Below are 21234 nucleotides of genomic sequence, written 5' to 3'. Positions count from 1 at the left end.
TTCAGGCCACCGGGCAGGCCGGTCACTCGCGCTCGGGCACCACGAACTCGCACCACATGCACTTGCCGCCGCCCCGCGCCTCCACGCCCCACACGTCGGTGAGCCGGTCCACGAGCAGCAGGCCGCGGCCGGAGACGCCCTGCTCCCCCGGCTCCCGGCGGCGCGGCAGCGCGCTGGAGGAGTCCTCGACCTCGACGCGCAGCCGCCGGTCGGTGCCGCTGAGCACCCGCAGGGTGACGATGGCGGCGCCCTCGGTGTGCATCAGGGCGTTGGTGATCAGCTCGTCGGCCACGAGTTCGATCTCGTCGGAGCGCTCCCGGGCGCCCCAGGAGCGGACCGCCGCCGCGATCATGTGCCGGGCGTGGGTCAGCGCCTCGGGGTCGCCGGGCGCCACGTGCTGCTGGAGTCGGCCGACGGGCTGGCGTTCGGTCAGCGCCCGGCGGCGCAGCACCAGCAGGGCCACGTCGTCGTCGCCGCCGCGCGCCTCGGCCAGCTCGATGAGCCGGTCGGCGAGGTCCCGTACGTCCTCGGGGCCGGCCGCGATGGACTCGGTCAGCGCGCGCATCCCGTCGTCGAGGTCCGCGCCGGGCTGTTCGACGAGGCCGTCGGTGCACAGGATCAGCGACTGTCCCGGGTCGAGCTCCATGGCGCACACCGGGTACTCCAGGCTGCCGAACTCGGCGGACAGTCCGAGCGGCAGGCCGCCGTCGACGTCGACGCGGCGGCAGGTGCCGTCACCGAGGCGCACCAGCGGGTCGATGTGCCCGGCACGGACGACCTGGACGACTCCGGTGGACAGGTCGGCCTCCGCGTACAGGCAGGTCGCGAAGCGGTCGGTGTCGAGTTCGTGCAGGAAGATGGAGGCGCGGGCCATCACGGTGGCCGGAGCGTGGCCCTCGGCGGCGTAGGCGCGCAGCACGATGCGCAGCTGGCCCATGACCGCGGCGGCGTGCGTGTCGTGGCCCTGGACGTCGCCGATGACGGCGCCGACCCGGCCGCCGGGCAGCGGGATCAGGTCGTACCAGTCGCCGCCGATGTCCCGGCCCAAGGAGCCGCCCGCGTAGCCGGAGCGGTAGCACACGGCGACGTCGGCGCCGGGCACGCTGGGGATGGTGCGCGGCAGCATGGCCTGCTGGAGGCCCTGGGCGAGGTCCTTCTCCTGCTCGTAGAGCATCGCCCGCTGCAGGCTCTGCGCGATGCTGCTGCCGAGGGCGACGAGGACGTTGCGCTCCTCGGTGGTGAAGCCGTGCCGGCCGCTGTAGAGCAGGCCCATTCCGCCGATCGGGCGGCCCTGGGCGATCAGCGGCAGATAGGCGGCCGAGGTGATGTTCAGGTCGGTGATGTGCGGCCACAGGATCGGGTAGAGGTCGGCGAAGTCCTGGGCGGACTCGATGAAGCGCGGGCTGAGGGTGCGCACCGCCTCGCTCATCGGGTACGGCTCGTCGATGCGGGTGACGCGGGTGCCCGGCACGGAGGCGCCCTCGGGGCCCTCGGCGACGAGTCGGATCCGGCCGGCCTCGACGAGTCCGAGGACCAGGCTGGTGGAGCCGAGCAGGGGCAGGCCGTGGGTGTCCTTGACGATGTCGATGACGTCCTGGACGGTGTGCGCGTGCGCGAGGGCGGCGGTGGTGATCTGGACGACGTTGGTCTGGTCGCGCCGGGCGGCCTCGCGGGCGGCGCGTTCCTCGCGGCCGGCGATGTCGTCGAGCTCGTCGGTGGCGTCCCGGATGATGCCGAAGACCCGGCGGGGACGGCCGGTGTCGTCGCGGCGGATGTAGCCCTGGGTGTAGACCCAGCGCAGGGAGCCGTCGCCGCGGCGCAGGCGGATGTAGGTGCCGTAGTTCTCGCGGCCCTCCTTGATGGCCCGGGTGACCAGGGCGTCCAGGCGCCGGCCCTCGCCGCCGGGGACCCGGGGGGCGAGGCTCTCGGCGCGGCCGTCGTACTCCTCGGGGGTGATGTCGAAGATCTCGTAGGCCTGGGCGTCCATGCCGAGCAGACCGGTGTCCAGGTCCCAGTCGAAGCTGCCCATGCGGTTCAGCGCGAGGATCGGATCCCGGTGTGCGGGCCAGTCGGCCGGGAGTGACAGGGCCTGCGCTCCCCGTTCAGCCATGGGGCCACCTTGCCAGGGTTTGTCTGATTCTTCGAGCGGGGAGCGGGGTAGCCGGAGCTCGTCACCATTGTCCGCATCACGCACCGGTGTCGCGCTAGCCGGGTGGCGGGCGGGCGCAGCGGCCCGCTGCCCGACGGCACCGTCGTCGCCAGGGAGTGCACACGTGGGATGGTTCACCGCACCGGAGTACTGGCTGAGCCGGCTGGTCTTCCAGCGGGCGCTGGCCGCGGTCTACCTGGTGGCGTTCCTGACGGCGGCGCTGCAGTTCCGGGCGCTGCTCGGCGAGCGCGGCATGCTGCCGATCCCCCGGTTCGTGCGGCGGGTGCCGTTCAAGCGGGCGCCGAGCCTGTTCCACCTGCGTTACTCCGACCCCCTCTTCGCGGCGGTCGCCTGGACCGGGTGCGCGGTGTCGGCGGCGCTGCTGGCGGGGCTGGACTCGTGGCTGCCGCTGTGGGGCGGCATGCTGCTGTGGCTGGTGCCGTGGGCGCTGTACCTGTCGATCGTGAACGTCGGGCAGACCTGGTACGGCTTCGGCTGGGAGTCGCTGCTGCTGGAGACCGGCTTCCTCGCGGTGTTCCTCGGCAACGACGAGGTGGCCCCGCCCGTCGTCGTGCTGTTCCTGCTGCGCTGGATCCTGTTCCGGGTCGAGTTCGGGGCGGGGCTGATCAAGCTGCGCGGCGACGAGTGCTGGCGGAAGCTGACCTGTCTGCACCACCACCACGAGACGCAGCCGATGCCGGGTCCGCTGAGCTGGTTCTTCCACCGTCTGCCCGGGCCGCTGCACAAGGCGGAGGTGGCGGCCAACCACGTCACCCAGCTGGTGGTGCCGTTCCTGCTGTTCACTCCGCAGCCGATCGCCACGGCCGGGGCGGCGCTGATGATCCTCACCCAGCTGTGGCTGGTGCTGTCGGGCAACTTCGCCTGGCTGAACTGGCTGACGATCGTGCTCGCGCTGTCCGCGGTGCGCTTCCCGGCGCATCCGCCGTCCGTGCCGGCGGCGCCGCTGTGGTACGAGGTGGTGGTCCTGGCCGTCACCGCGCTGGTGGTGGTCCTCAGCTACCGGCCGGTGGTGAACCTGGTCTCCCGCCGCCAGGTCATGAACCGCTCCTTCGACCCGCTGCACCTGGTCAACACCTACGGCGCGTTCGGCAGCATCAGCCGGATCCGGTACGAGGTGGTGGTCGAGGGCACGCTGGACGACGCGCCGCGCGAGGACTCCGACTGGCGGGAGTACGAGTTCAAGGGCAAGCCGGGCGATCCTCGGCACTGGCCGCGCCAGTTCGCGCCGTACCATCTGCGCCTGGACTGGATGATGTGGTTCGCCGCGCTCTCCCCCGCCTACGCGGGCGCCTGGTTCGGGGCCATGGTGGAACGGCTGCTGGAGAACGACCGCGACACCCTGCGGCTGCTGCGCCGCTCGCCCTTCCCCGCGGACCGGCCGCCGCGCTTCGTGCGGGCCCTCCTGTTCCGCTACCGCTACACGACCTGGAGCGAGCTGCGGGCGACCGGCGCCTGCTGGGAGCGGGTGTACGTCCGCGAGTTCCTGCCGCCGACGCGTCTGGACCGGGTCGCGCGGACGGGCCGGGACGCCGGCGCCTCCGGGTGATCCATGGGCTGACCCGGTGACCCGGTGGCCGGTTGCCCCCGGTCGGCGTCCGGAGCCGGGATCCGGGTGAACCGCGCGGCAGTCGCGACGGCCTCTCGACGCGGAGCCCCGCGCCGGGCAGAGTTCTCCCTACCTACTCGCGAGTACGGCCCCTTGGCGGGGCCGCCGTCCGCTTACCGAGGAGCGCCCGTGACCAGTTGGGCCGGCCGCAGTGCCGCCGAGATCGCCGCCGCCGTACGCGAGAAGCGGGCCACACCCCGTGAGGTGGTGGCCGAGCACCTGGCGCGGATCGAGCGGCTGGACGGCCGCGTCGGCGCCTTCCGCACGGTCCGCGCCGAGGCCGCGCTCACCGAGGCGGACGAGGTCGCCGCCCGGCCCGACCTGGGCGAACTCCCTCTCGCGGGCGTCCCGGTGGCCGTCAAGGACAACCTGGCGGTGCGCGGCGAGTCCACGCGCGTCGGCTCGGCCGCCACGAACGACACGGCCGCCGCGGCCGACCACGCCACCGTGGCCCGGCTGCGGGCGGCGGGCGCGGTGGTCGTGGGACTGACCAACGTGCCCGAGCTGTGCGTCTTCGCCACCACCGAGGGCGCGTACGGCACGGCCCGCAACCCGTGGGACCTCACGCGCACGGCGGGCGGTTCGTCGGGCGGCAGCGCGGCGGCGGTCGCCGCCGGCATGGTGCCGGTCGCGCTCGGCAACGACGGCATGGGCTCGCTGCGCATCCCGGCCGCCAACTGCGGCCTGGTCACCGTGAAACCGGGCCACGGGCTGGTGCCCGCGGGCATCGGCGAGGGCGACTGGTTCGGCATGTCGGAGAACGGCCCGCTCGCCACCACGGTCGAGGACACCCGCCTGCTGCTCTCCGTGCTGGCCGGCGCCGAGGTCGCCCGCGGCGCCCGGGACGCCAGGCCCTCGATCGCCGTGTCCCTGCGCAGCCCGCTCGCCGGAGTCACGGTGAGCCGGCCGTACGCCGCCGCGGTCCGGGATGTGGCACGGCTGCTGGCCGGGGCCGGCCACCCGGTACGTCGCGCCGATCCGCCGTACCCCCTCTCGATCGGCGTCACCGCCGTGCGGCACTGGACGGCGGGCACGGCCGTCGACGCGGCGGGCCTGGACCCGCGGCGTCTGGCACGGCGCACCCGGGTGCACGCGGCCGTCGGGCGGCGGCTCGTGGCCGGGGTGCGCAGGAGCGACGCGCGGGAGGCGCTGCGCAGGCGGCTGGAGCCGTTCTTCGCCGAGCACGACGTGCTGCTCGCCCCGGTCCTGGCCCGCCGCTCCCCCGTGGCGGGGCCCTGGCACGAGCGGGGCTGGCTGCGCAACGTGCTGGTCAACGCCTCGTATTCGCCGATGACCCCGCCGTGGAACCTGACCGGCTGGCCGGCGATGGCGGTCCCGTTCGGCGCACTGCCCTCGGGGGCGCCCTGCGCGGTGCAGCTGGTGGGGCGCCCCGGCTCGGAGGCGACACTGCTGGACGTGGCGGAGCGGATCGAGGAGTTGAGCCCGTGGCGCAGGACGGCCGGCCTCCCCGCTTGACGACGGTCGCCGGCCCTGGGGCGTTCGCGGATGGCCCAGGGGTACATCGGGTGGCCTAGAGGGGCTTGTACATGATGTGCAGCCCGACCAGGCCGTGCCGGGGGTGCGCGTAGGCCCGCGGCACGGTGCCGAGGACGGTGAAGCCGAGGGAGGTCCACAGGGCGACGGCCGGGTTGGTCTCGACGACGGCGTTGAAGACCATGCCGCGGTAGCCGTCGGCCTTGGCGGCGGCCAGCACGTGTTCGGCGAGGGCGCGGCCGGCGCCCCGGCCGGCGTGGTCGGGGTCGACCATGAACCCGGCGTTGGCGATACCGGCGGCGGGGCCGCCGTAGTTGGGGGTGACGTAGGCGGAGCCGACGATCCTCCCGGTCTCGTCCTCGGCGACGAACACCCGCTTGGCGGGGCCCGTCCACAGGGCCCGGGCGTCCTCCTCGGAGGTGTCCGGGTCCCAGGCGTAGGTCTCGGCGGCGGCGACGATGCGGTGCCAGAACGGCCAGATGCTCGGCCAGTCCTCGGCCACGGCTTCCCTGATCAGCATGGGCGTGAGTCTCGCACGCACGCCCGTGCCGTCGGCGAAGGCGAAGAGGGAAGGGAATCCGGCCCGGTCAGTCGACGCTGGGCAGGATGTGCGGCTCGGCGAGGTCTTCCTCGTAGCCGGCCAGGCGGATGGGTGCGGAGCGGGCCCACACGTCCAGGCTGCCGAGGTCTCCGGGCCGTCGGCCCGGGCGCTCCGCGCGTTCGCTGGGTCCCTGTTCGCTGTTCGTCTTTTCCGGTGTCACCGCGCACTCCTTATGTGTCGGTCACCCTCGGGGCGTTCCGGCCACCGTGCGCCACGGCGCCTGGGTCCCGCTCGGGTCTGGGTCAAAGCAGGTCGGACGCGGTGGCGCCGGCATCTGAGGTCCGAGCAGGCCGTTGTGCACCGGCTCGCCCCGGGACGGACCGTGGGTGTGGTGGGAACCCGTTGGTGCTGTCCGTCTACTCCAGATTAACCAAATGAGCGGCCCCCCGCTCGATGGGGCCGCAAAGAGCGGGTAACTATCTGGAGTCGGATGAGTGCATTGAGTGCCTTCGCGATGATTTGTCATACCGGGCGGACACCGAAAATCACCCGTTCGGTCTACGCCTTGTCGTTCAGATCCCGTTGGCCACGTCGAAAGCTCGCCATGATCTGCTGATGTGCCGAACGGCTGTCTCGCGGGAGGACTGGCGCAATGGAGCTGCGCGGTGTCGAGGAGCTGATGGACCTGCTGTACGCCTGCCGGGGCGCCACCGCCGAACCGGACGGCCACGGCCGCCGCACCGATGTGCACGACCACGCCCTGCGCACCGCCGCGCTGCTGCGCCGGCGCCGCCCGGCAGACAAGGAGCTCCAGGTGGCGGGCCTGGTCCACGGCATCGGCCGGCTGCTGGGCGCGGGCACGGCGACCGGCCGGGCGGACCGGGCGGCCGACGCGGTCCGCCCCCTGCTCGGCGAGCGCGTGGGCCGTCTGGTGCGCGAGCGGGCGGCCGACGACGGCCGCCCGCTCGACGAGGACGTGCTGACCCTGCGCCAGGCCGCCCAGGAGGCCCACGCCGACGCCTCGGACGCGGGGGTCCTGGAGGACTGGCGGACGCTCCTCGAACTGGTCGCGGCCCGCCACTCGCGCCTCGGATCCTGGGGCGGCGTCGCGTCAGCCGCGGCGGAGGATCACCACTTGCCGGGCGCGTAGTCCTTCATGAAGACGCCGTACAGGTCCTCGCCCGCCTCGCCGCGCACGATCGGGTCGTAGACGCGGGCCGCGCCGTCGACCAGGTCGAGCGGGGCGTGGAAACCGGCCTCGGCCAGGCGCACCTTGTCCGGGTGCGGGCGCTCGTCGGTGATCCAGCCGGTGTCGACGGCCGTCATCAGGATGCCGTCCTTGTCGAACATCTCCTGGGCGCTGGTGCGGGTGAGCATGTTCAGGGCGGCCTTGGCCATGTTGGTGTGCGGGTGGCCCGCGCCCTTGTAGCCGCGGTCGAAGACGCCCTCCATGGCGGAGACGTTCACGATGTACGTCCTCCGGGCCGGCGAGGCGGCCATCGCCGGGCGCAGCCGGCTGATCAGGATGAACGGCGCGGTCGAGTTGCACAGCTGTACCTCCAGCAGCTCGACCGGCGTCACCTCCTCCACCGTCTGGATCCAGCTGTTGGTGTCGTGCAGGTCCGGGACGAGGCCGCCCGCGTCGATGGCGGTGCCGGCCGCGATCCGCTCCAGGGACGCCGAGCCGGACACCAGGGCCAGGTCGGTGACGTCCTGGGCGGTGAGCGCGCCGGATCCCGCCACCGGCAGTGCGGCGACCGCGCCGGAGCCGAAGGTGCCGATCACCTCGGCCGCGGGCAGCTCGCCGGCGGGCAGCGGGGCCGACTCGGCGGCGACCAGCTCGCTGTAGGCCTGCGGGGAGCGCCGTACGGTCTGGGCGGCGTTGTTGATGAGGATGTCCAGCGGGCCCTCGGCCGCGACCGAGTCGGCGAGGGCGACGACCTGGGCCGGGTCGCGCAGGTCGATGCCGACGATCTTCAGCCGGTGCATCCAGTCGGCGCTGTCGGGCTGGGCCTTGAAGCGGCGGACGGCGTCGTTCGGGAAGCGCGTGGTGATGGTGGTGTGCGCGCCGTCGCGCAGCAGCCTCAGCGCGATGTACATGCCGATCTTGGCGCGGCCGCCGGTGAGCAGGGCGCGCTTGCCGGTCAGGTCGGCGCGGGCGTCGCGGCGGGCGCGGTTGTCGGCGGCGCACTTCTGGCAGAGCTGGTGGTAGAAGTAGTCGACCTCGACGTAGCGCTGCTTGCAGACGTAGCAGGAGCGCGGGCGCCGCAGGACGCCGGCGATGACCCCCTCCTCGGTGCGGGAGGAGGGCAGGATGCCCTCGGTCTCGTCGTCGATGCGCTGGGCGGAGCCGGTGGCCGTGGCCTCGGTGACCGCCTTGTCGTGGGCGGTCTTGGCGGCCCGGCGCTCCTGGCGGCGGCGCTGCTTGACCATGCGGTAGATGTGCGAGGTCGCCCGGCGCACCGCGATGGCGTCGGGGTGGTCGACCTCTATCCGGTCCAGTTCCTGGAGCACGTCGAGGCAGACGGCGAGGCGCTCGGGGTCGATGCCGGGGCCGTGGGCCGCCGGGTCGTCCGGCTCGTACGCGAGGGGGGCGCCCGGTGCGTACACCACCTCGTCCGTGGCCGTGGAGCCGTCGTCTGTCACCGTCATCGCGCTGCCGCTTCCCTGGTCGTCCACGCGGCGCGTGAAGTCGCGCTCGCTTTCGAACGGGGGATTTTACGGCAGCGGCGTGGCGTACCGCCAAATGCCCGGTGATCAAGGAGCGCAGACCGTGAGAAGGGTCTCCACCTCCTCGGACAGGGCGCGGGCCAGCCGGTTCAGGTCGGGTACGGCCTTGGCGTCGGCGACCAGGCCGTAGTGGACGTGGCCGCGATAGGTGGAGACGGCGACGGCGAGGGACTGGCCGGGCGCGAGCGGCGCGAAGGGGTAGACGGCGGTGAGCGGATTGCCGCCGAGCCGGAGGCCGAAGCCGGGCAGCGGCACGCTGGTGACGAGGATGTCGAACCAGAGCCGGGCGGCCTGGCCGACCAGCGGGCCGCCGAGCCGGTGGCCGAGGGCGGGGACGTGGTCGGCGAGGAGGGCGACGGCGCCCGCGCCGCGGTCGGGGCCGGCGTCCTTGTTGCGGTCCATGGCGGTGCGGACGGCGGCCACCCGACGCAGCGGGTCGGCGACGCCGACGGGCAGCTCCATGAGATAGCCGGAGAGCCGGTTGCCCTGCGGGTGGGCGGTGCGCGGGCGGCGGCGGGAGACCGGGATGAGGGCGCGCGGGGCGACGCCCTCGCTGGAGTCGCCGCGCTCGTCGAGCCAGTTGCGCAGGGCGCCGGCGACGACCGCGATCAGCACGTCGTTGACGGTGCCGCCGACGGCCTTGCGCACCAGGTGCACGTCGTCGATGTCGAGGACGACGCCGGCGGTGCGGCGGGTGCCGGTGGGCTCGGCGGTGAGGGCGGGGACGGGGCGGGTGGCGAGGGTGGAGCGGGCGACGGAGGCGCCGATGTCCAGGGCGCGGCCGACGTCGGCGAGCGCGCCGCGCACCAGTCGGGGCAGCCCGCGCACGCCGGGCAGCGTCCCGCGCGCCGGTGCGGCGGGACGTGGCCGGCGCTCGGGCAGGTCCATCGGGTCGAGGACGGCGGCGGCCAGGCTCAGGGCGCGCAGGCCGTCGGCGAGGGCGTGGTGGAACTTGAACAGCACCGCGAAGCAGTCGCCCGCCTCGCCGGGCAGGACGTGGGCCTCCCACGGCGGGCGGTTGCGTTCCAGCGGGCGCTGCATCAGCCGGCCTGCCGCCGCCTGGAAGTCGCGGGCGGGGGCGTGCAACCTGACGTGGTGGAGCGGGTCGAAGCAGGGGTCGGGTTCGCGGGTGGCGCCGCCGAGGCCGAGCGGCCGGCGCAGGCCGTCCCGCAGGCCGTGCGGGAGGGGGTGGCGCAGGTCGAGGGGTCGCCAGGTGTCGCGGATGCGCATGCGCAGCCCGGGGACGGCGGCGGCGCGGGCGGCGAGCAGGTCGGCGGCGTGCGCCGCGGCGGTGGGCGAGTGCGCCGAGAAGATGCCGAGCGCGCCCAGGTGCATGGGATGGTCGGCGGACTCGATGTTCCAGAACGCCAGGTCCAGGGGAGCGAGCGGATCGGAAGTCATGGCTTGCCTCGCGTCGGCGGTGGGTGAGCCTGCAGTCAACCGTCCTCGACCGATTACGGTCAAGTGCGATCAGGCTACGCTCAGTTAACTTCGGATCAAGTCCCGTCCCCCCGGTCGGCGCCCGCGCCGCGGGGACGGGACGGGGGGTCACCTCAGCGCGGGCGGCGCCGCCTGCGCGGACGTTCCCCAGGAGGAGGGCCGCGGGCCCACCGTGTAGTGCAGGGTGCGCAGCGAGCGCAGCGCGCCGGTGGTCAGATAGGTCCGGTCGTACGTCACTCCGTCGGCGCGCACCGTCTGGACGTAGCGGGTGTCGCGGGAGGTGCCGGGCGCGGTGATGGTGAGGGCGCCGCGGGGGTAGTAGCGGCGGTCCAGCCGGAGGTCGACGCGTTCGAAGACCGGGGTGGACAGCCCCCAGGTGGGGTAGCCCGGCTGCACCGGGTACAGGCCGATGGACGACAGCACGTTCCAGGCGGACATGGTGCCCAGGTCGTCGTTGCCGGTCAGTCCGGTCGGCTCGTCGGTGAACAGGGTCAGCGCGGCGTGCACCACGTCGGTGGTCTTCCACGGCTGCCCGGTCGACAGGTACGTGTAGGGGGCGAGCAGGTCGGGTTCGTTCTGCGGGTTGTACTTGTCGGTGTCGTAGTACGCGTACGGACCGTTGACCCACACCTCGCGGGCGGTGCGCTCGGGGTCCTTCAGCAACTGGTCGTAGGCGAAGAACTCGTCCAGTCGTTCGTTGGTGAGCCGTTCGCCGCCGATCAGGCGCACCACGCCCGGAAGGTCCTGCGGCACCATCCACTGGTACTGCCAGGCCGTGCCCTCGTGGAAGCCCACGCTCTGCGCCGGGCTCCAGGGGCCGGTGAAGGCGCCGGAGGTGTCGCGGGCGCGGAAGAAGCGCGTCGAGGGGTCGAACAGGTTGCGGTAGTTCAGGGAGCGGGCGGCCCAGCGGTCGGCGTCCGCGCGGTGGCCCAGGGCGCGTGCCATCTGGGCGAGCATCGCGTCCGACAGGGCGTACTCCAGGGTCGCCGAGCCGCCGAACGCGTAGTCGGAGTGGCCGGACTTCGTGGGCTCGTGGCCCTTGACGTAGGGGGCGTAGCCGCGGGCGAGGTAGTCGGGGACGGCGTCGCGGCCCACCGCGGGCGAGGTGGGCGGCGGCAGCGTGTCGGCGTTGCGCCTCAGCGCCTGGTAGGCCCGGTCCTCGTACCCCTTCAGCAGGCCGTGGTGGTAGGCGTTGGTGAGGAACGGGGTCACCGGGTCGCCGGTCATGATGTTGGTCTCGACGGTCCCGTAGCCCCACTTGGGCAGCCAGCCGCTCTCCTCGGCCACCTTGATCACCGAGATCGCCATGTCGCGGGACTCGCGGGGCGCGAGCAGGGCGAGGAACTCGGCCTGGGTGCGGTAGGTGTCCCACAGGGACCAGTTCTGGTAGTAGGTGAAGCCGTCGGTGCGGTGGACGCGCCGGTCCCAGCCGGTGTAGCGGCCGTCGGCGTCGCTGCCGACGTTGGGCGCGAGGAAGGCCCGGTACAGCGCCGAGTAGAAGGTGCGGCGCAGGGTGCCGCCGCCCCCGTACGCCCGTACGTCCGACAGCCGGTCCTCCCAGGCCCGCCGGGCGGCCTCGCGCACGGTGTCGAACCCACGGCCGCCCTCGGCGCGCAGGTTGCCGGCCGCGCCGTCCGCGTCGACGTACGACAGCGCGGTGGTCGCCTCGACGGTGCGGTCCTTCGTCGTGTCGAACCGGACGTAGGCGCCGCCCCTGCCGGTGCGCGAGCCGGCGGTGACGGTGGCGCCGTCCCAGGTGCCGTACGCGGTGAACGGCCGGTCGAAACGGGTGATCGTGTGGACCGTGTAGGGCAGCGTGTCCTTGCAGAAGCCGCGGCCGGTGACCGTGGTGCGCACCGTGCGGTCGTCGAGGACCTCCACCTTCGTCGCGACCGTCCGGTGCAGCGCCTGGCCGGCGTCGAGCAGGACGTTGGCCTTGTCGGTGGCGGGGAAGGTGTAGCGCTGCACACCGGTGCGGGCGGTCGCGGTCAGCTCGGCGCGGATGCCGGAGTCCAGGGCGACCCGGTAGTAACCGGGGTTCGCCGACTCGTCCTCGTGGCGGAAGCCGGCCGCGTACTTCGCGTAGTCGGTCTGCGTCACGTCGCCGGTGGTCGGCAGCACCGGCAGGTCGCCGCCGAGACGGCAGCCGACGCCGGAGAGGTGGACCAGGGAGAAGCCGCGGACGTGGTTCTGGGAGTAGTCGTAGCCGGTGCTGTGGCCGGTGTCCGGTGACAGCTGCACCATGCCGAACGGCACGGCCGCGCCGGGGAAGGTGTTCCCTTCGTTCGCGGTTCCGATGAACGGGTTGACCAGGTCGGTGAGCCGGGCGTCGCGCGGTTCGGCGGCCCGTGCGCCGGCGGGGGCGCCGGACAGCGCGGACGCTGCCACCGCCCCCGCCAGGCACAGGCGCAGGCGCCGGGTCCATCTCATGCGGGCAGACCTCCGGGGGAGACGTCGTTGCCTGCATGATCACGTCTGCGGGCCGGTCAGCCGGGCATCCGGCGAGTGTCGCGTGCGACGCGTCGCGGAGATCCAAGTGGACCCGGGGCCCGCGGGGCGCGCACCATGGGGGCGTCGCTTTCCACGTCGTGCGAGCCCGCGGCGACGCCCCCCACCCGCGGAAGGGAAGTGAACCGGATGCCCAAGGTCTCCCGGGACACCGCCACCCAGGGCGGCGACTACGGCCCGGTCGTCGAGCACTCGGAGGACCTGGAGCCGTACACGGTGGACTTCCGCAGTTTCCGCGAGGACGTCGACCTGACCCCGCTGCTCAAGGAGCTGCCCGACGGCCGCTGCCAGTGCCCGCACTGGGGGTACGTCTTCAGGGGCGAGCTGAGGCTGCGCTATCCCGACCACGACGAGGTGTTCACGGCCGGGGAGGCGTTCTACGCCCCGCCCGGACACGTCCCCGTGCACACCGCGCCGGGCACCGAGTACGTGCAGTTCAGCCCGGCCGACGAGGTGCGCCGGGCGAGTGCGATCACCTTGAACCACTTCCCGCCGCTGACCGGCTGAGAGCCGGGACCGGGGTGTTCCGGGCGCCCAGCCCGCCGAGAGGCGCGGCCCGGGTCGCTACGGCACCCGCTGGCCCTTGCCCAGGGCGATCACGCCGTTCTTGGAGACGGTGTACAGCTCCGCGTCCCGCTGCGGGTTGACGCCGATGGTCGCGCCCGGCGGCACCTCCACGTTCTTGTCCAGCACCGCGCCGCGCACCACCGCGCCCCGGCCCACGTGGACGTTGTCGTGCAGGACCGAGCCCTGGACCACCGCTCCCGGGTCGACGCGGACGCCCGGGGAGAGCACCGAGCGCGTGACCTGCCCGCGGATCAGGCAGCCCGCGCTGATGATCGACTCGCCCGCGATGCCGCCCGCGTTGAACCGGGCCGGGGAGAGCTGGCCCGAGTGGGTGTAGATCGGCCAGTCGCGGTTGTAGAGGTTGAAGGCCGGGCGCTCGGCGATCAGGTCCATGTGGGCGTCGTAGTACGCGTCGAGCGTGCCCACGTCCCGCCAGTAGCCCTGGTCGCGGCTGGTCTCGCCGGGCACGTGGTTGTCGCTGAAGTCGTAGAGCCGGGCCTCGCCGCGCTCGGTGAGCCGGGGCAGGATCGAGCCGCCCATGTCGTGCACCGAGTGCTCGTCCTCGGCGTCCCGGTGCAGCGCCTCCACCAGCGCCTTGGTGCTGAAGACGTAGTTGCCCATGGAGGCGAAGACGCACTCCGGGTCGTCGGCGAGGCCCGGCGGGTCGGCGGGCTTCTCCAGGAAACTCTCGACACTCTGCCCGTCCGTGCCCGGGGTGATCACCCCGAAGGAGGAGGACTCGGCGCGCGGCACCCGGATGCCGGCGACCGTCACGCCCGCGCCGCTGTCGATGTGCTGCCGCAGCATCTGCCGCGGGTCCATGCGGTAGACGTGGTCGGCGCCGAACACCGCCACGTAGTCGGGCTGCTCGTCGTGGACGAGGTTGAGGGACTGCAGGATCGCGTCGGCGCTGCCCAGGTACCAGCGGGGGCCGAGCCGCTGCTGCGCGGGGACGGGGGTGACGTAGTTGCCGAGCAGGCTGGACATCCGCCAGGTGGTGGTGATGTGCCGGTCCAGCGAGTGCGACTTGTACTGGGTCAGCACGCAGATGCGCAGGATGTCGCCGTTGACGAGGTTGGACAGCACGAAGTCGACGAGCCGGTAGGTGCCGCCGAAGGTGACCGCCGGTTTGGCGCGGTCGGCGGTCAGCGGCATCAGACGCTTGCCCTCACCGCCCGCGAGGACGATTCCGAGGACCGAAGGTCCACCACGACGCATGGCCGCTCCCCTCACCCGGTTGCCCCATCTACTGCCCTGGGGCACGGTCCGCTAAGCCTGCCGGAGGACGCTCTCGTACAAGCGCGCCGTGCGCCGGGCGACCGCGTCCCAGCCGAACTCGTCGACGGCCCGCCGCCGCCCGGCCTCGCCCATGCGGCGTCCCGCCGCCGGATCGCCGAGCACCGTGTCCAGCGCCGTCGCCAGCCCCGTCTCGAAGCCGTCGCCGGCGTCGACGAGCAGCCCGGTGCGGCCGTCCTCGACCACCTCGGGGATCCCGCCCACGCGCGAGGCCACCACGGGAGTGCCGCAGGCCATCGCCTCCAGGTTGACGATGCCGAGCGGTTCGTACACCGACGGGCAGACGAAGACGGCGGCGTGCGTGAGCAGTTGCACCACGTCCGGGCGGGGCAGCATCCGCGGGATCCAGCGGACGCCCTCGCGGGCCCGGCTCAGCTCCTCGTACAGCTCGCGGAACTCGCGGTCGATCTCCGGTGTGTCGGGGGCGCCCGCGCACAGCACGACCTGCGCCGCCGGGTCGATGTCCCGTACCGCGCGCAGCAGGTGGGGCACGCCCTTCTGACGGGTGATGCGGCCGACGAACAGCACGTAGGGGCGGTCCGGGTCCACGCCGGCCCGGGTGAGCGCGTCGGTGCCGGGGTCGGGCCGGTACAGGGCGGTGTCGATGCCGTTGTGGACGACGTGGACGCGGGCCGGGTCGAGTTCCGGGTAGCAGCCGAGGATGTCCTCGCGCATGGCTCCGGAGACGGCGACCACCGCGTCCGCGGCCTCGAACGCGGTGCGCTCCGCCCAGCTGGACAGGGCGTAGCCGCCGCCGAGCTGCTCGGCCTTCCAGGGGCGCAGGGGCTCCAGGGAGTGCGCGGTCACCACGTGCGGCACGCCGTGCAGGAGCTTGGCGAGATGGCCGGCGAGATTGGCGTACCAGGTGTGGGAGTGGACCAGCTCGCGGCCCCGCAGGGCGGCGGTCATGGCGAGGTCCACGGAGAAGGTGCGCAGGGCGTCGTTGGCGCCGTCCAGCGCGGGCCAGGACCGGTGGCGTACGACGCCGGAGGCGCGCTCGCCGGTGGAGGACTCGCCCCAGCAGTGCACCTCCAGGTCGACGAGGCGTCTCAGTTCCCTCGCCAGGAACTCGACGTGGACGCCGGCGCCGCCGTACACGTCCGGCGGGTACTCCCGCGTCAGCAGTCCCACTCGCACGCGCAACCCCCTGGGTCTCGGCGGCCGGTGGCCTTCGCCGGCGCTGTCGCCGTACGGCCGGGCCGGCCGGCCGCGTCCGGCGCTTCGGCCGACCGCTTCGGCCGGCCTCCTTTCATGGTCACCCGGAGGGGGCGCGCGGGGAAGAGCGCGGGGCTCGTGCGAAACAACAGTCACCGCAGACCCCGCCGCCGGGCACCCGGTAGTACAGGCAGCAGCTGCGCCGGCGGAAGGTGGCGCCGGTGCTGGTTCCGGTCACGGTTCCAGTCCCGCCGCCGGTCTCGTTCTCGGTCGCGCTGCCGGTCTCGTTCTCCGTCGTGCGGCCGGTTCGGCCCGTGCGGGCGGCGGACTCGCCGAGCGTCCCGGTGCCGGCGAGCAGGGGGTGGGCGAGGAGCCGTGCGGCCAGGTCGCGGGCGCGGTCACCGGCCTGGTGGTCGCCGTGGTCGCGCGCCCACCGGTCCAGTTGGCGCGCCGCGCCGGCCAGCGCGGAGGCCGCGTTGCCCCGCAACAGGCCGGTGGCGAGGCGGTGGCGGGCCCGCAGGGCCGCCGCGAGCGGCTCCAGGTGGCCGTACAGGACGGCGTCGGCGAGCGTGGCCGCGTCGGCGGGCCGCTCGCGTACCTCGGTGAGCCACAGATCTTCCGGAGCGCCGCCGACCGGGTCCCAGCGAAACAGGCGCGCGTCCAGGTCGGGGATCCGCCCGTACAGCACGGCGCAGCCGAGCGCGGCGGACCACAGCCGGGCCGCGAGGGCCTGGTGGGCCACCGAGGCGGCGACCCGTGGCTCGCCCGTGCCGATGCCTTCTGCGACCCCGCGGACGCGGACGTCCACGGGGTGCGGGCGGCCCGGGCCGGGCGGTGTCCGGGCGTAGGCCTGGGCGAGGGTGGGCAGCGGGCCGTGCGGCGGCTCGCCCGTGCGCAGGGCGAAGAAACCGCCGAGGGGTCCGAGGGCGGCGAGTCCGGCGTCGAGGTCCACGAGGAGCAGTAGTACCAACACCCGTGGGACGACCGCCTCATCGGGGTCCGGCCGACGCGGTCCCGGCCGAGGCTCTCCCCCGGTTCCCCGAGTGATTCCCAGGGTTGTTCCCCACGGTTCGTGTCAGGGGTCTCCACCTCTTGTCGCCCACCCAGGGGAGGAGGGCACGACGGGCGTACTCCATCGGCAGTATGACCCATTGGGTGCTCAGGGACGACGACGGGAAGAGATCCGCACGGCAGGGTGTTGGACCATGGAAGCCGACCGTTCGCCGCGCCGGGCCGAGGGCCCCCGCCGCCCGCAGAGGAGCAGCCGATGAGCGCCCTCGCGCTGTCCGTTCTGCTGTCGTTCGTGTCCGCCGTCGCCTACGCGGGCGGTGCGATCGTGCAGGAGCGGGTCGCGGTGTCCGGCCCCGGCGAGCAGTACGCGCCGCTGCGCCGGCCGGCCTGGTGGGCGGCGGTCGCGCTGAACGGCCTCGGCGGTCTGCTGCACGTGGTCGCGCTGGCCTACGGTCCGCTCAGCCTGGTGCAGCCGCTGGGCGCCCTGACCATCGTCTTCGCGCTGCCCATGGCGGCGATCTTCGTCGGCCGCCGGGCGGGCGCCGCCGCGTGGCGGGGCGCGATCATGGCGACCGTGGGGCTGGCGGGTCTGCTGTCCCTGGTCGGCGCCTCCCACGCGCAGTCGCTGAGCGCGGCGCACCGGGTGACCCTCGGCGTGGTCACCGCCGGCGCGCTCGCGGCGCTCACGGTCGCGGGCCGGGCGGCGCACCGGCACCCGGCGGTGCGCAGCGTGATCCTCGCCGTCGGCGCCGGTCTCGCCTTCGGCATGTCCTCGGTGTTCACCAAGACGGTCGCGGTCGACTGGACGGACGGGGTCGCGGCGGCGGAACTGCCGTCCCTGGCCGCGATCGCCGTTCTGGCCACGGCGGGCATGATGCTGTCGCAGGCGTCGTACCGCGGCGGCGGCCTGGCGGCGCCGCTGGCCACGCTGACCGTGGTGAACCCGGTGGCGGCGGCCGCGGTCGGCGTCACGATGTTCGGGGAGACCTTCCGGCACGGCACCACGGGCACCGTACTGGCCCTCGCCTGCGGCGTGGTCGCCGTGGGCGGTCTGATCCTGCTGACGACCGAGCGCATCGGAGGCACGACCGAGCCGGCCCCGTCGGGTCCGGGGTCCGCGGCCTCCGGGGAGCCTACGGCCGGCGAGCCGCCCCGCGAGGAGCACGGACGGGGGGAACACGGGCGGGGGGACACGGCGCGCGCGGAGGACCCGGGCTCCGGGGACGTACCGCCGCGGGAGGCCTTCGTGCCCAGGATCCCCGCACAGCGGGACGCAGCCGCGGACGGCCTCGCGGCGGCCGAGGACGTCCGGACGTCCGCACGGCCCGCTCCCGGGGACACGGCGACGGCCGGGGCGGGCACGGAGCAGGACGATCCGCCGACGTCGGCCGTGGAGGCCCGCCCGGCCGGGGCGTTCCGCGCCGTCCCGTTCCGCGCGGTCGCCTACGTCCCGATGCCGGTGCTGGACCGGCACCGCGCCCGCGTCAGATCCTGACGCCGCCGGCCCGGAGATAGGCGACCGGGTCGATGTCCGAACCGAAACCGGGCCCCGTCCGCACCTCGAAGTGCAGGTGCGGGCCCGTCACGTTTCCCGTGGCGCCGGAGCGGCCGATGCGCTGCCCGGCGCCGACCGCCTGCCCGGCGCGCACCGAGATCGCCGACAGGTGCCCGTACTGCGTGTAGCGGCCGTCGGAGTGCCGGATCACCACCTGGTAGCCGTAGGCGCCGCCCCACCCGGCGCTCACCACGTGTCCGGCCGCTGCCGCGTGCACCGACGTGCCGGTGGGCACCTCGAAGTCGACGCCGGTGTGGTAGCCCTTCGACCAGTGGGAGCCGCTCGCCCGGTAGCCCGTGCCGATCGCGGCGTGTACGGGGGCGACGAGGGTGTGCGAGGCGGAGTGCGACGGCGCGGCGTGACTCTTCTCGGTGCGGGTCGCGGAGCCGGCCTTGGCCTTCGCTTTCGACTCGGTCTTCCCCGCCCCGGTCTTGGTCTTCGCCTCGGTCCTCGTCTTCGCCTTCGGCTCGGCGGCCGGGTGGGTGGCGGTGGAGCCGCTCCGGTGCGGCGCGGTGTGCGTCGTGCGCAGCGAGAGGCGCTGGCCGGGCAGGATCAGGTCGGGGTCGTCGCCGACGGTGGCGCGGTTGGCCGCGTACAACTGGTGCCATCCGCCCGGGACATGCCGATCGTCGGCGATGCCGGAGAGGGTGTCGCCCCGGACCACGGTGTACATCTCGGCGGTGCCGGCCCGGGACTGCGGCGTGGTCTGCGGGCGTACGTCGTGCGCCGAACTCCTCGCCTGCGAGGTGTTCTTGGCGCTCTGAGTGTGCACCGGCCGGGCCGCCGCTCCGTCCGGGTGGACGCCGGGGTCACCGCCGCCCCGGGTCAGTCCGGCGCGCGCCGAGCACACCGGCCAGGCGCCGGGCCCCTGCCCGTCGAGCACCTTCTCGGCGACCGCGATCTGCTGGTCCCGGGTGGCCAGGTCGGCGCGGGGCGCGTACCGCGTGCCGCCGTACGCGGCCCAGGTGGACCGGGTGAACTGCAGCCCGCCGTAGAAGCCGTTGCCGGTGTTGATGCTCCAGTCGCCGCTCGACTCGCAGGCCGCCACCTTGTTCCAGGTGGACGCGTCGGCCGCGTGCGCGACCCCCGCGCCGATGAGCGGGATGGCCATTCCGGCGCCGCTCGCCGTGACGGTGAGTGAGGCGCGGTTGATCCTGTTCGGCTGGTACCGGCGGTGCCGGCCGCGTGCGGCCATGTGAAGCCCCCTCGCCATGCGTCAGGAGGGGCAAAAGTAGACGTCGTCAACGAGCCATGACAAGACGGCTATCGGCCGCTTCGTCCGGTCAAGTGGCCGGTAAGGCACTTCCGTTGGCCGGATCGGCGGCGCCGGGGCTGAGGCGACGCGCACCCGCGGTACGTAAGGAGGGGTGCCGTGGGGACGCGCCGTGAGGCGGCGGGCACCCGCCGTGCGAGGGGTCGCGGACGTCTCCGGGCGTCCCGCGGCGGGCGGGCCGTGCGGCGGGCCGGTACGGATGTGCGGTCGCCGTACCGGCGCGCCAGGATGGTCCAAGACGTCCCAGCTGATGATCCACCGGATTCCTGAGGAGCAGGCGGTATGAGCACTACAGCCCAGATCGGCGTCACGGGGCTCGCGGTCATGGGCCGCAACCTCGCCCGCAACTTCGCGCGCAACGGCTACACGGTCGCGCTGCACAACCGGACGGCGTCCCGGACGCACGACCTGGTGAAGGAGTTCGGGCACGAGGGCGAGTTCGTTCCCACCGAGACCGCGAAGGACTTCGTGGCGGCGCTGGAGCGGCCACGACGGCTCGTGATCATGGTGAAGGCGGGCGAGCCGACCGACGCGGTGATCAAGGAGTTCGCCCCGCTGCTGGAACCCGGCGACATGATCATCGACGGCGGCAACGCGCACTTCGCCGACACTCGGCGGCGCGAGCGGGAACTGCGCGAGCAGGGCATCCACTTCGTCGGCACCGGTATCTCCGGCGGCGAGGAGGGCGCGCTGAACGGGCCGAGCATCATGCCGGGCGGCTCGAAGGAGTCGTACGACTCGCTGGGCCCGATGCTGGAGAAGATCTCCGCGAAGGCGAAGGACGGGGCGCCCTGCGTGACGCACGTGGGCCCGGACGGCGCCGGCCACTTCGTGAAGATGGTGCACAACGGCATCGAGTACGCCGACATGCAGCTGATCGGCGAGGCGTACCAGCTGCTGCGGGACGTCGCCGGCCACTCCCCGGCGCAGATCGCCGAGATCTTCCGCACCTGGAACACCGGCCGGCTGGACTCGTACCTGATCGAGATCACGGCGGAGGTGCTGTCGCACGTGGACGCGGCGACCGGCGAGCCGTTCGTGGACGTGGTCGTCGACCAGGCCGAGCAGAAGGGCACGGGCCGCTGGACGGTGCAGATCGCGCTCGATCTGGGGGTGCCGGTCTCCGGCATCGCGGAGGCGGTCTTCGCGCGCTCGCTGTCGGGCCACGCGGCGCTGCGGGAGGCCTCGCGGGGCCTTGCGGGCCCGAAGGCCTCGCCGCTGTCACAGGCGGAGGCGGCGGCCTTCGCCGACCGGGTGGAGCAGGCGCTGTACGCCTCGAAGATCGTGTCGTACACGCAGGGCTTCCACGAGATCGCGGCGGGCGGCGAGGAGTACGACTGGGACATCGACCTCGGCGCGATCGCCTCGATCTGGCGGGGCGGCTGCATCATCCGCGCGGCCTTCCTGGACCGGATCCGCGCGGCGTACGACGCCCGGCCGGACCTGCCGAGCCTGCTGTCCGACGAGACGTTCGCCCAGGAGATCGCGGCGGCCCAGGACGACTGGCGCGAGGTCCTGATCGCGGCGACCCGGCAGGGTGTGCCGACGCCCGGCTTCGCCGCGGCCCTCGCCTACTACGACGCCCTGCGCGCCGAACGCCTCCCGGCCGCCCTCACCCAGGGCCAGCGCGACTTCTTCGGCGCGCACACGTATCGGCGTGTGGACCGCGAGGGCGCGTTCCACACGCTGTGGGGCGGGGACCGGTCGGAGGTGGACGCGTAGGGGGCGGCTGCCGGGCATGTGGGGGCCCGCCGCGAGTGGGCGGGGCCGGTCCGCGGTGGGACGGGCACCGGCCCGCCGCGAGTGGGCGGGGCCGGTCCGCGGTGGGACGGGCACCGGCCCGCCGCGAGTGGGCGGGGCCGGTCCGCGGTGGGACGGGCACCGGCCC

16 protein-coding genes are annotated in these 21234 nt (G+C 73.8%); 6 read left to right on the top strand and 10 right to left on the bottom strand.

Annotation, left to right across the window (positions count from 1 at the left end):
• Nucleotides 1-22: 22 nt before the first annotated feature.
• A complete protein-coding gene (locus ACH5A8_RS23320) occupies nt 23-2110 on the bottom strand; it encodes a SpoIIE family protein phosphatase (RefSeq protein WP_399004874.1) in 2088 nt (695 codons plus the stop codon).
• Nucleotides 2111-2273: 163 nt separating this feature from the next.
• Between ACH5A8_RS23320 and ACH5A8_RS23315 the strand changes: the two genes are divergently transcribed.
• Together ACH5A8_RS23315 and ACH5A8_RS23310 are read left to right on the top strand one after the other, a co-directional pair.
• Nucleotides 2274-3716 carry a lipase maturation factor family protein gene (locus tag ACH5A8_RS23315; protein ID WP_399004872.1) on the top strand — a complete coding sequence of 481 codons (1443 nt, stop codon included), beginning with the start codon at nt 2274-2276 and terminating at the stop codon, nt 3714-3716.
• A 189-nt stretch (nt 3717-3905) separates the two neighbouring features.
• Nucleotides 3906-5252, top strand: coding sequence for an amidase (locus ACH5A8_RS23310; RefSeq protein ID WP_399004870.1), 1347 nt, complete (start codon nt 3906-3908; stop codon nt 5250-5252).
• Between the two features lie 55 nt (nt 5253-5307).
• On the opposite strand, the gene ACH5A8_RS23305 is transcribed toward ACH5A8_RS23310, so the two are convergent.
• Both ACH5A8_RS23305 and ACH5A8_RS23300 read right to left on the bottom strand, forming a co-directional pair.
• Nucleotides 5308-5790, bottom strand: a complete 483-nt coding sequence (locus tag ACH5A8_RS23305; RefSeq protein WP_399004868.1) for a GNAT family N-acetyltransferase — start codon at nt 5788-5790, stop codon at nt 5308-5310.
• Between the two features lie 67 nt (nt 5791-5857).
• Nucleotides 5858-6031 (bottom strand): hypothetical protein, encoded by a 174-nt coding sequence (locus ACH5A8_RS23300; RefSeq protein WP_399004866.1) that lies wholly within the window; start codon nt 6029-6031, stop codon nt 5858-5860.
• A gap of 432 nt (nt 6032-6463) precedes the next feature.
• Between ACH5A8_RS23300 and ACH5A8_RS23295 the strand changes: the two genes are divergently transcribed.
• On the top strand, nt 6464-6961 hold the full coding sequence (locus ACH5A8_RS23295; RefSeq protein WP_399004864.1) for a hypothetical protein: 498 nt from the start codon (nt 6464-6466) through the stop codon (nt 6959-6961).
• Here the strand turns inward: ACH5A8_RS23295 and ACH5A8_RS23290 are convergent.
• The 3 genes from ACH5A8_RS23290 to ACH5A8_RS23280 all read right to left on the bottom strand — a co-directional run bounded on the left by ACH5A8_RS23290 (nt 6940) and on the right by ACH5A8_RS23280 (nt 12411).
• A complete protein-coding gene (locus ACH5A8_RS23290) occupies nt 6940-8463 on the bottom strand; it encodes an SDR family NAD(P)-dependent oxidoreductase (RefSeq protein WP_399004862.1) in 1524 nt (507 codons plus the stop codon). The two genes, ACH5A8_RS23295 and ACH5A8_RS23290, sit on opposite strands and share 22 nt — an antisense overlap.
• A 105-nt stretch (nt 8464-8568) precedes the next feature.
• The gene (locus ACH5A8_RS23285; protein ID WP_399004860.1) at nt 8569-9942 is read right to left on the bottom strand and encodes a wax ester/triacylglycerol synthase family O-acyltransferase; all 1374 of its coding nucleotides are present in this window, start codon (nt 9940-9942) and stop codon (nt 8569-8571) included.
• Nucleotides 9943-10089: 147 nt separating this feature from the next.
• Nucleotides 10090-12411, bottom strand: coding sequence for a GH92 family glycosyl hydrolase (locus ACH5A8_RS23280; protein WP_399004858.1), 2322 nt, complete (start codon nt 12409-12411; stop codon nt 10090-10092).
• 207 nt (nt 12412-12618) lie between these two features.
• Here ACH5A8_RS23280 and ACH5A8_RS23275 point away from each other — a divergent pair, with 207 nt between their 5' ends.
• Entirely contained in the window at nt 12619-12996 is a 378-nt protein-coding gene (locus tag ACH5A8_RS23275; RefSeq protein WP_399004856.1) for a hypothetical protein, read from the top strand.
• Nucleotides 12997-13053: 57 nt separating this feature from the next.
• On the opposite strand, the gene glgC is transcribed toward ACH5A8_RS23275, so the two are convergent.
• From glgC to ACH5A8_RS23260, 3 genes are all read right to left on the bottom strand, one after another.
• Nucleotides 13054-14274 carry a glucose-1-phosphate adenylyltransferase gene (glgC, locus tag ACH5A8_RS23270; protein WP_399004854.1) on the bottom strand — a complete coding sequence of 407 codons (1221 nt, stop codon included), beginning with the start codon at nt 14272-14274 and terminating at the stop codon, nt 13054-13056.
• 51 nt (nt 14275-14325) lie between these two features.
• On the bottom strand, nt 14326-15489 hold the full coding sequence (gene glgA / locus ACH5A8_RS23265) for a glycogen synthase (RefSeq protein WP_399004852.1): 1164 nt from the start codon (nt 15487-15489) through the stop codon (nt 14326-14328).
• 118 nt (nt 15490-15607) lie between these two features.
• Nucleotides 15608-16477: a (2Fe-2S)-binding protein gene (locus ACH5A8_RS23260; RefSeq protein ID WP_399005305.1), complete on the bottom strand. Its 870-nt coding sequence runs from the start codon at nt 16475-16477 to the stop codon at nt 15608-15610.
• Nucleotides 16478-16774: 297 nt separating this feature from the next.
• Here ACH5A8_RS23260 and ACH5A8_RS23255 point away from each other — a divergent pair, with 297 nt between their 5' ends.
• Nucleotides 16775-18013: a DMT family transporter gene (locus ACH5A8_RS23255; RefSeq protein WP_399004850.1), complete on the top strand. Its 1239-nt coding sequence runs from the start codon at nt 16775-16777 to the stop codon at nt 18011-18013.
• Here ACH5A8_RS23255 and ACH5A8_RS23250 read toward each other — a convergent pair.
• Nucleotides 18003-19268, bottom strand: coding sequence for a transglycosylase family protein (locus ACH5A8_RS23250; RefSeq protein ID WP_399004848.1), 1266 nt, complete (start codon nt 19266-19268; stop codon nt 18003-18005). The genes ACH5A8_RS23255 and ACH5A8_RS23250 overlap by 11 nt on opposite strands.
• Before the next feature lie 360 nt (nt 19269-19628).
• Here ACH5A8_RS23250 and gndA point away from each other — a divergent pair, with 360 nt between their 5' ends.
• Nucleotides 19629-21068: an NADP-dependent phosphogluconate dehydrogenase gene (gene gndA, locus ACH5A8_RS23245; protein ID WP_399004846.1), complete on the top strand. Its 1440-nt coding sequence runs from the start codon at nt 19629-19631 to the stop codon at nt 21066-21068.
• Nucleotides 21069-21234: the final 166 nt, after the last annotated feature.

The sequence above is a fragment of the Streptomyces sp. NPDC018610 genome (assembly GCF_044391765.1).
Lineage (GTDB): Bacteria > Actinomycetota > Actinomycetes > Streptomycetales > Streptomycetaceae > Streptomyces.
This window is presented reverse-complemented; position numbering and strand designations above follow the sequence as displayed.

Excerpts from the sequence above, each read along its gene's own strand:
- ACH5A8_RS23290 (WP_399004862.1), bottom strand. The coding sequence starts at position 8,463 with ATGACGGTGACAGACGACGGCTCCACGGCCACGGACGAGGTGGTGTAC.
- ACH5A8_RS23250 (WP_399004848.1), bottom strand. The coding sequence starts at position 19,268 with ATGGCCGCACGCGGCCGGCACCGCCGGTACCAGCCGAACAGGATCAAC.
- ACH5A8_RS23320 (WP_399004874.1), bottom strand. The coding sequence starts at position 2,110 with ATGGCTGAACGGGGAGCGCAGGCCCTGTCACTCCCGGCCGACTGGCCC.
- ACH5A8_RS23255 (WP_399004850.1), top strand. The coding sequence starts at position 16,775 with ATGAGCGCCCTCGCGCTGTCCGTTCTGCTGTCGTTCGTGTCCGCCGTC.
- ACH5A8_RS23295 (WP_399004864.1), top strand. The coding sequence starts at position 6,464 with ATGGAGCTGCGCGGTGTCGAGGAGCTGATGGACCTGCTGTACGCCTGC.
- ACH5A8_RS23280 (WP_399004858.1), bottom strand. The coding sequence starts at position 12,411 with ATGAGATGGACCCGGCGCCTGCGCCTGTGCCTGGCGGGGGCGGTGGCA.
- ACH5A8_RS23275 (WP_399004856.1), top strand. The coding sequence starts at position 12,619 with ATGCCCAAGGTCTCCCGGGACACCGCCACCCAGGGCGGCGACTACGGC.
- gndA (WP_399004846.1), top strand. The coding sequence starts at position 19,629 with ATGAGCACTACAGCCCAGATCGGCGTCACGGGGCTCGCGGTCATGGGC.
- ACH5A8_RS23305 (WP_399004868.1), bottom strand. The coding sequence starts at position 5,790 with ATGCTGATCAGGGAAGCCGTGGCCGAGGACTGGCCGAGCATCTGGCCG.
- glgC (WP_399004854.1), bottom strand. The coding sequence starts at position 14,274 with ATGCGTCGTGGTGGACCTTCGGTCCTCGGAATCGTCCTCGCGGGCGGT.
- ACH5A8_RS23285 (WP_399004860.1), bottom strand. The coding sequence starts at position 9,942 with ATGACTTCCGATCCGCTCGCTCCCCTGGACCTGGCGTTCTGGAACATC.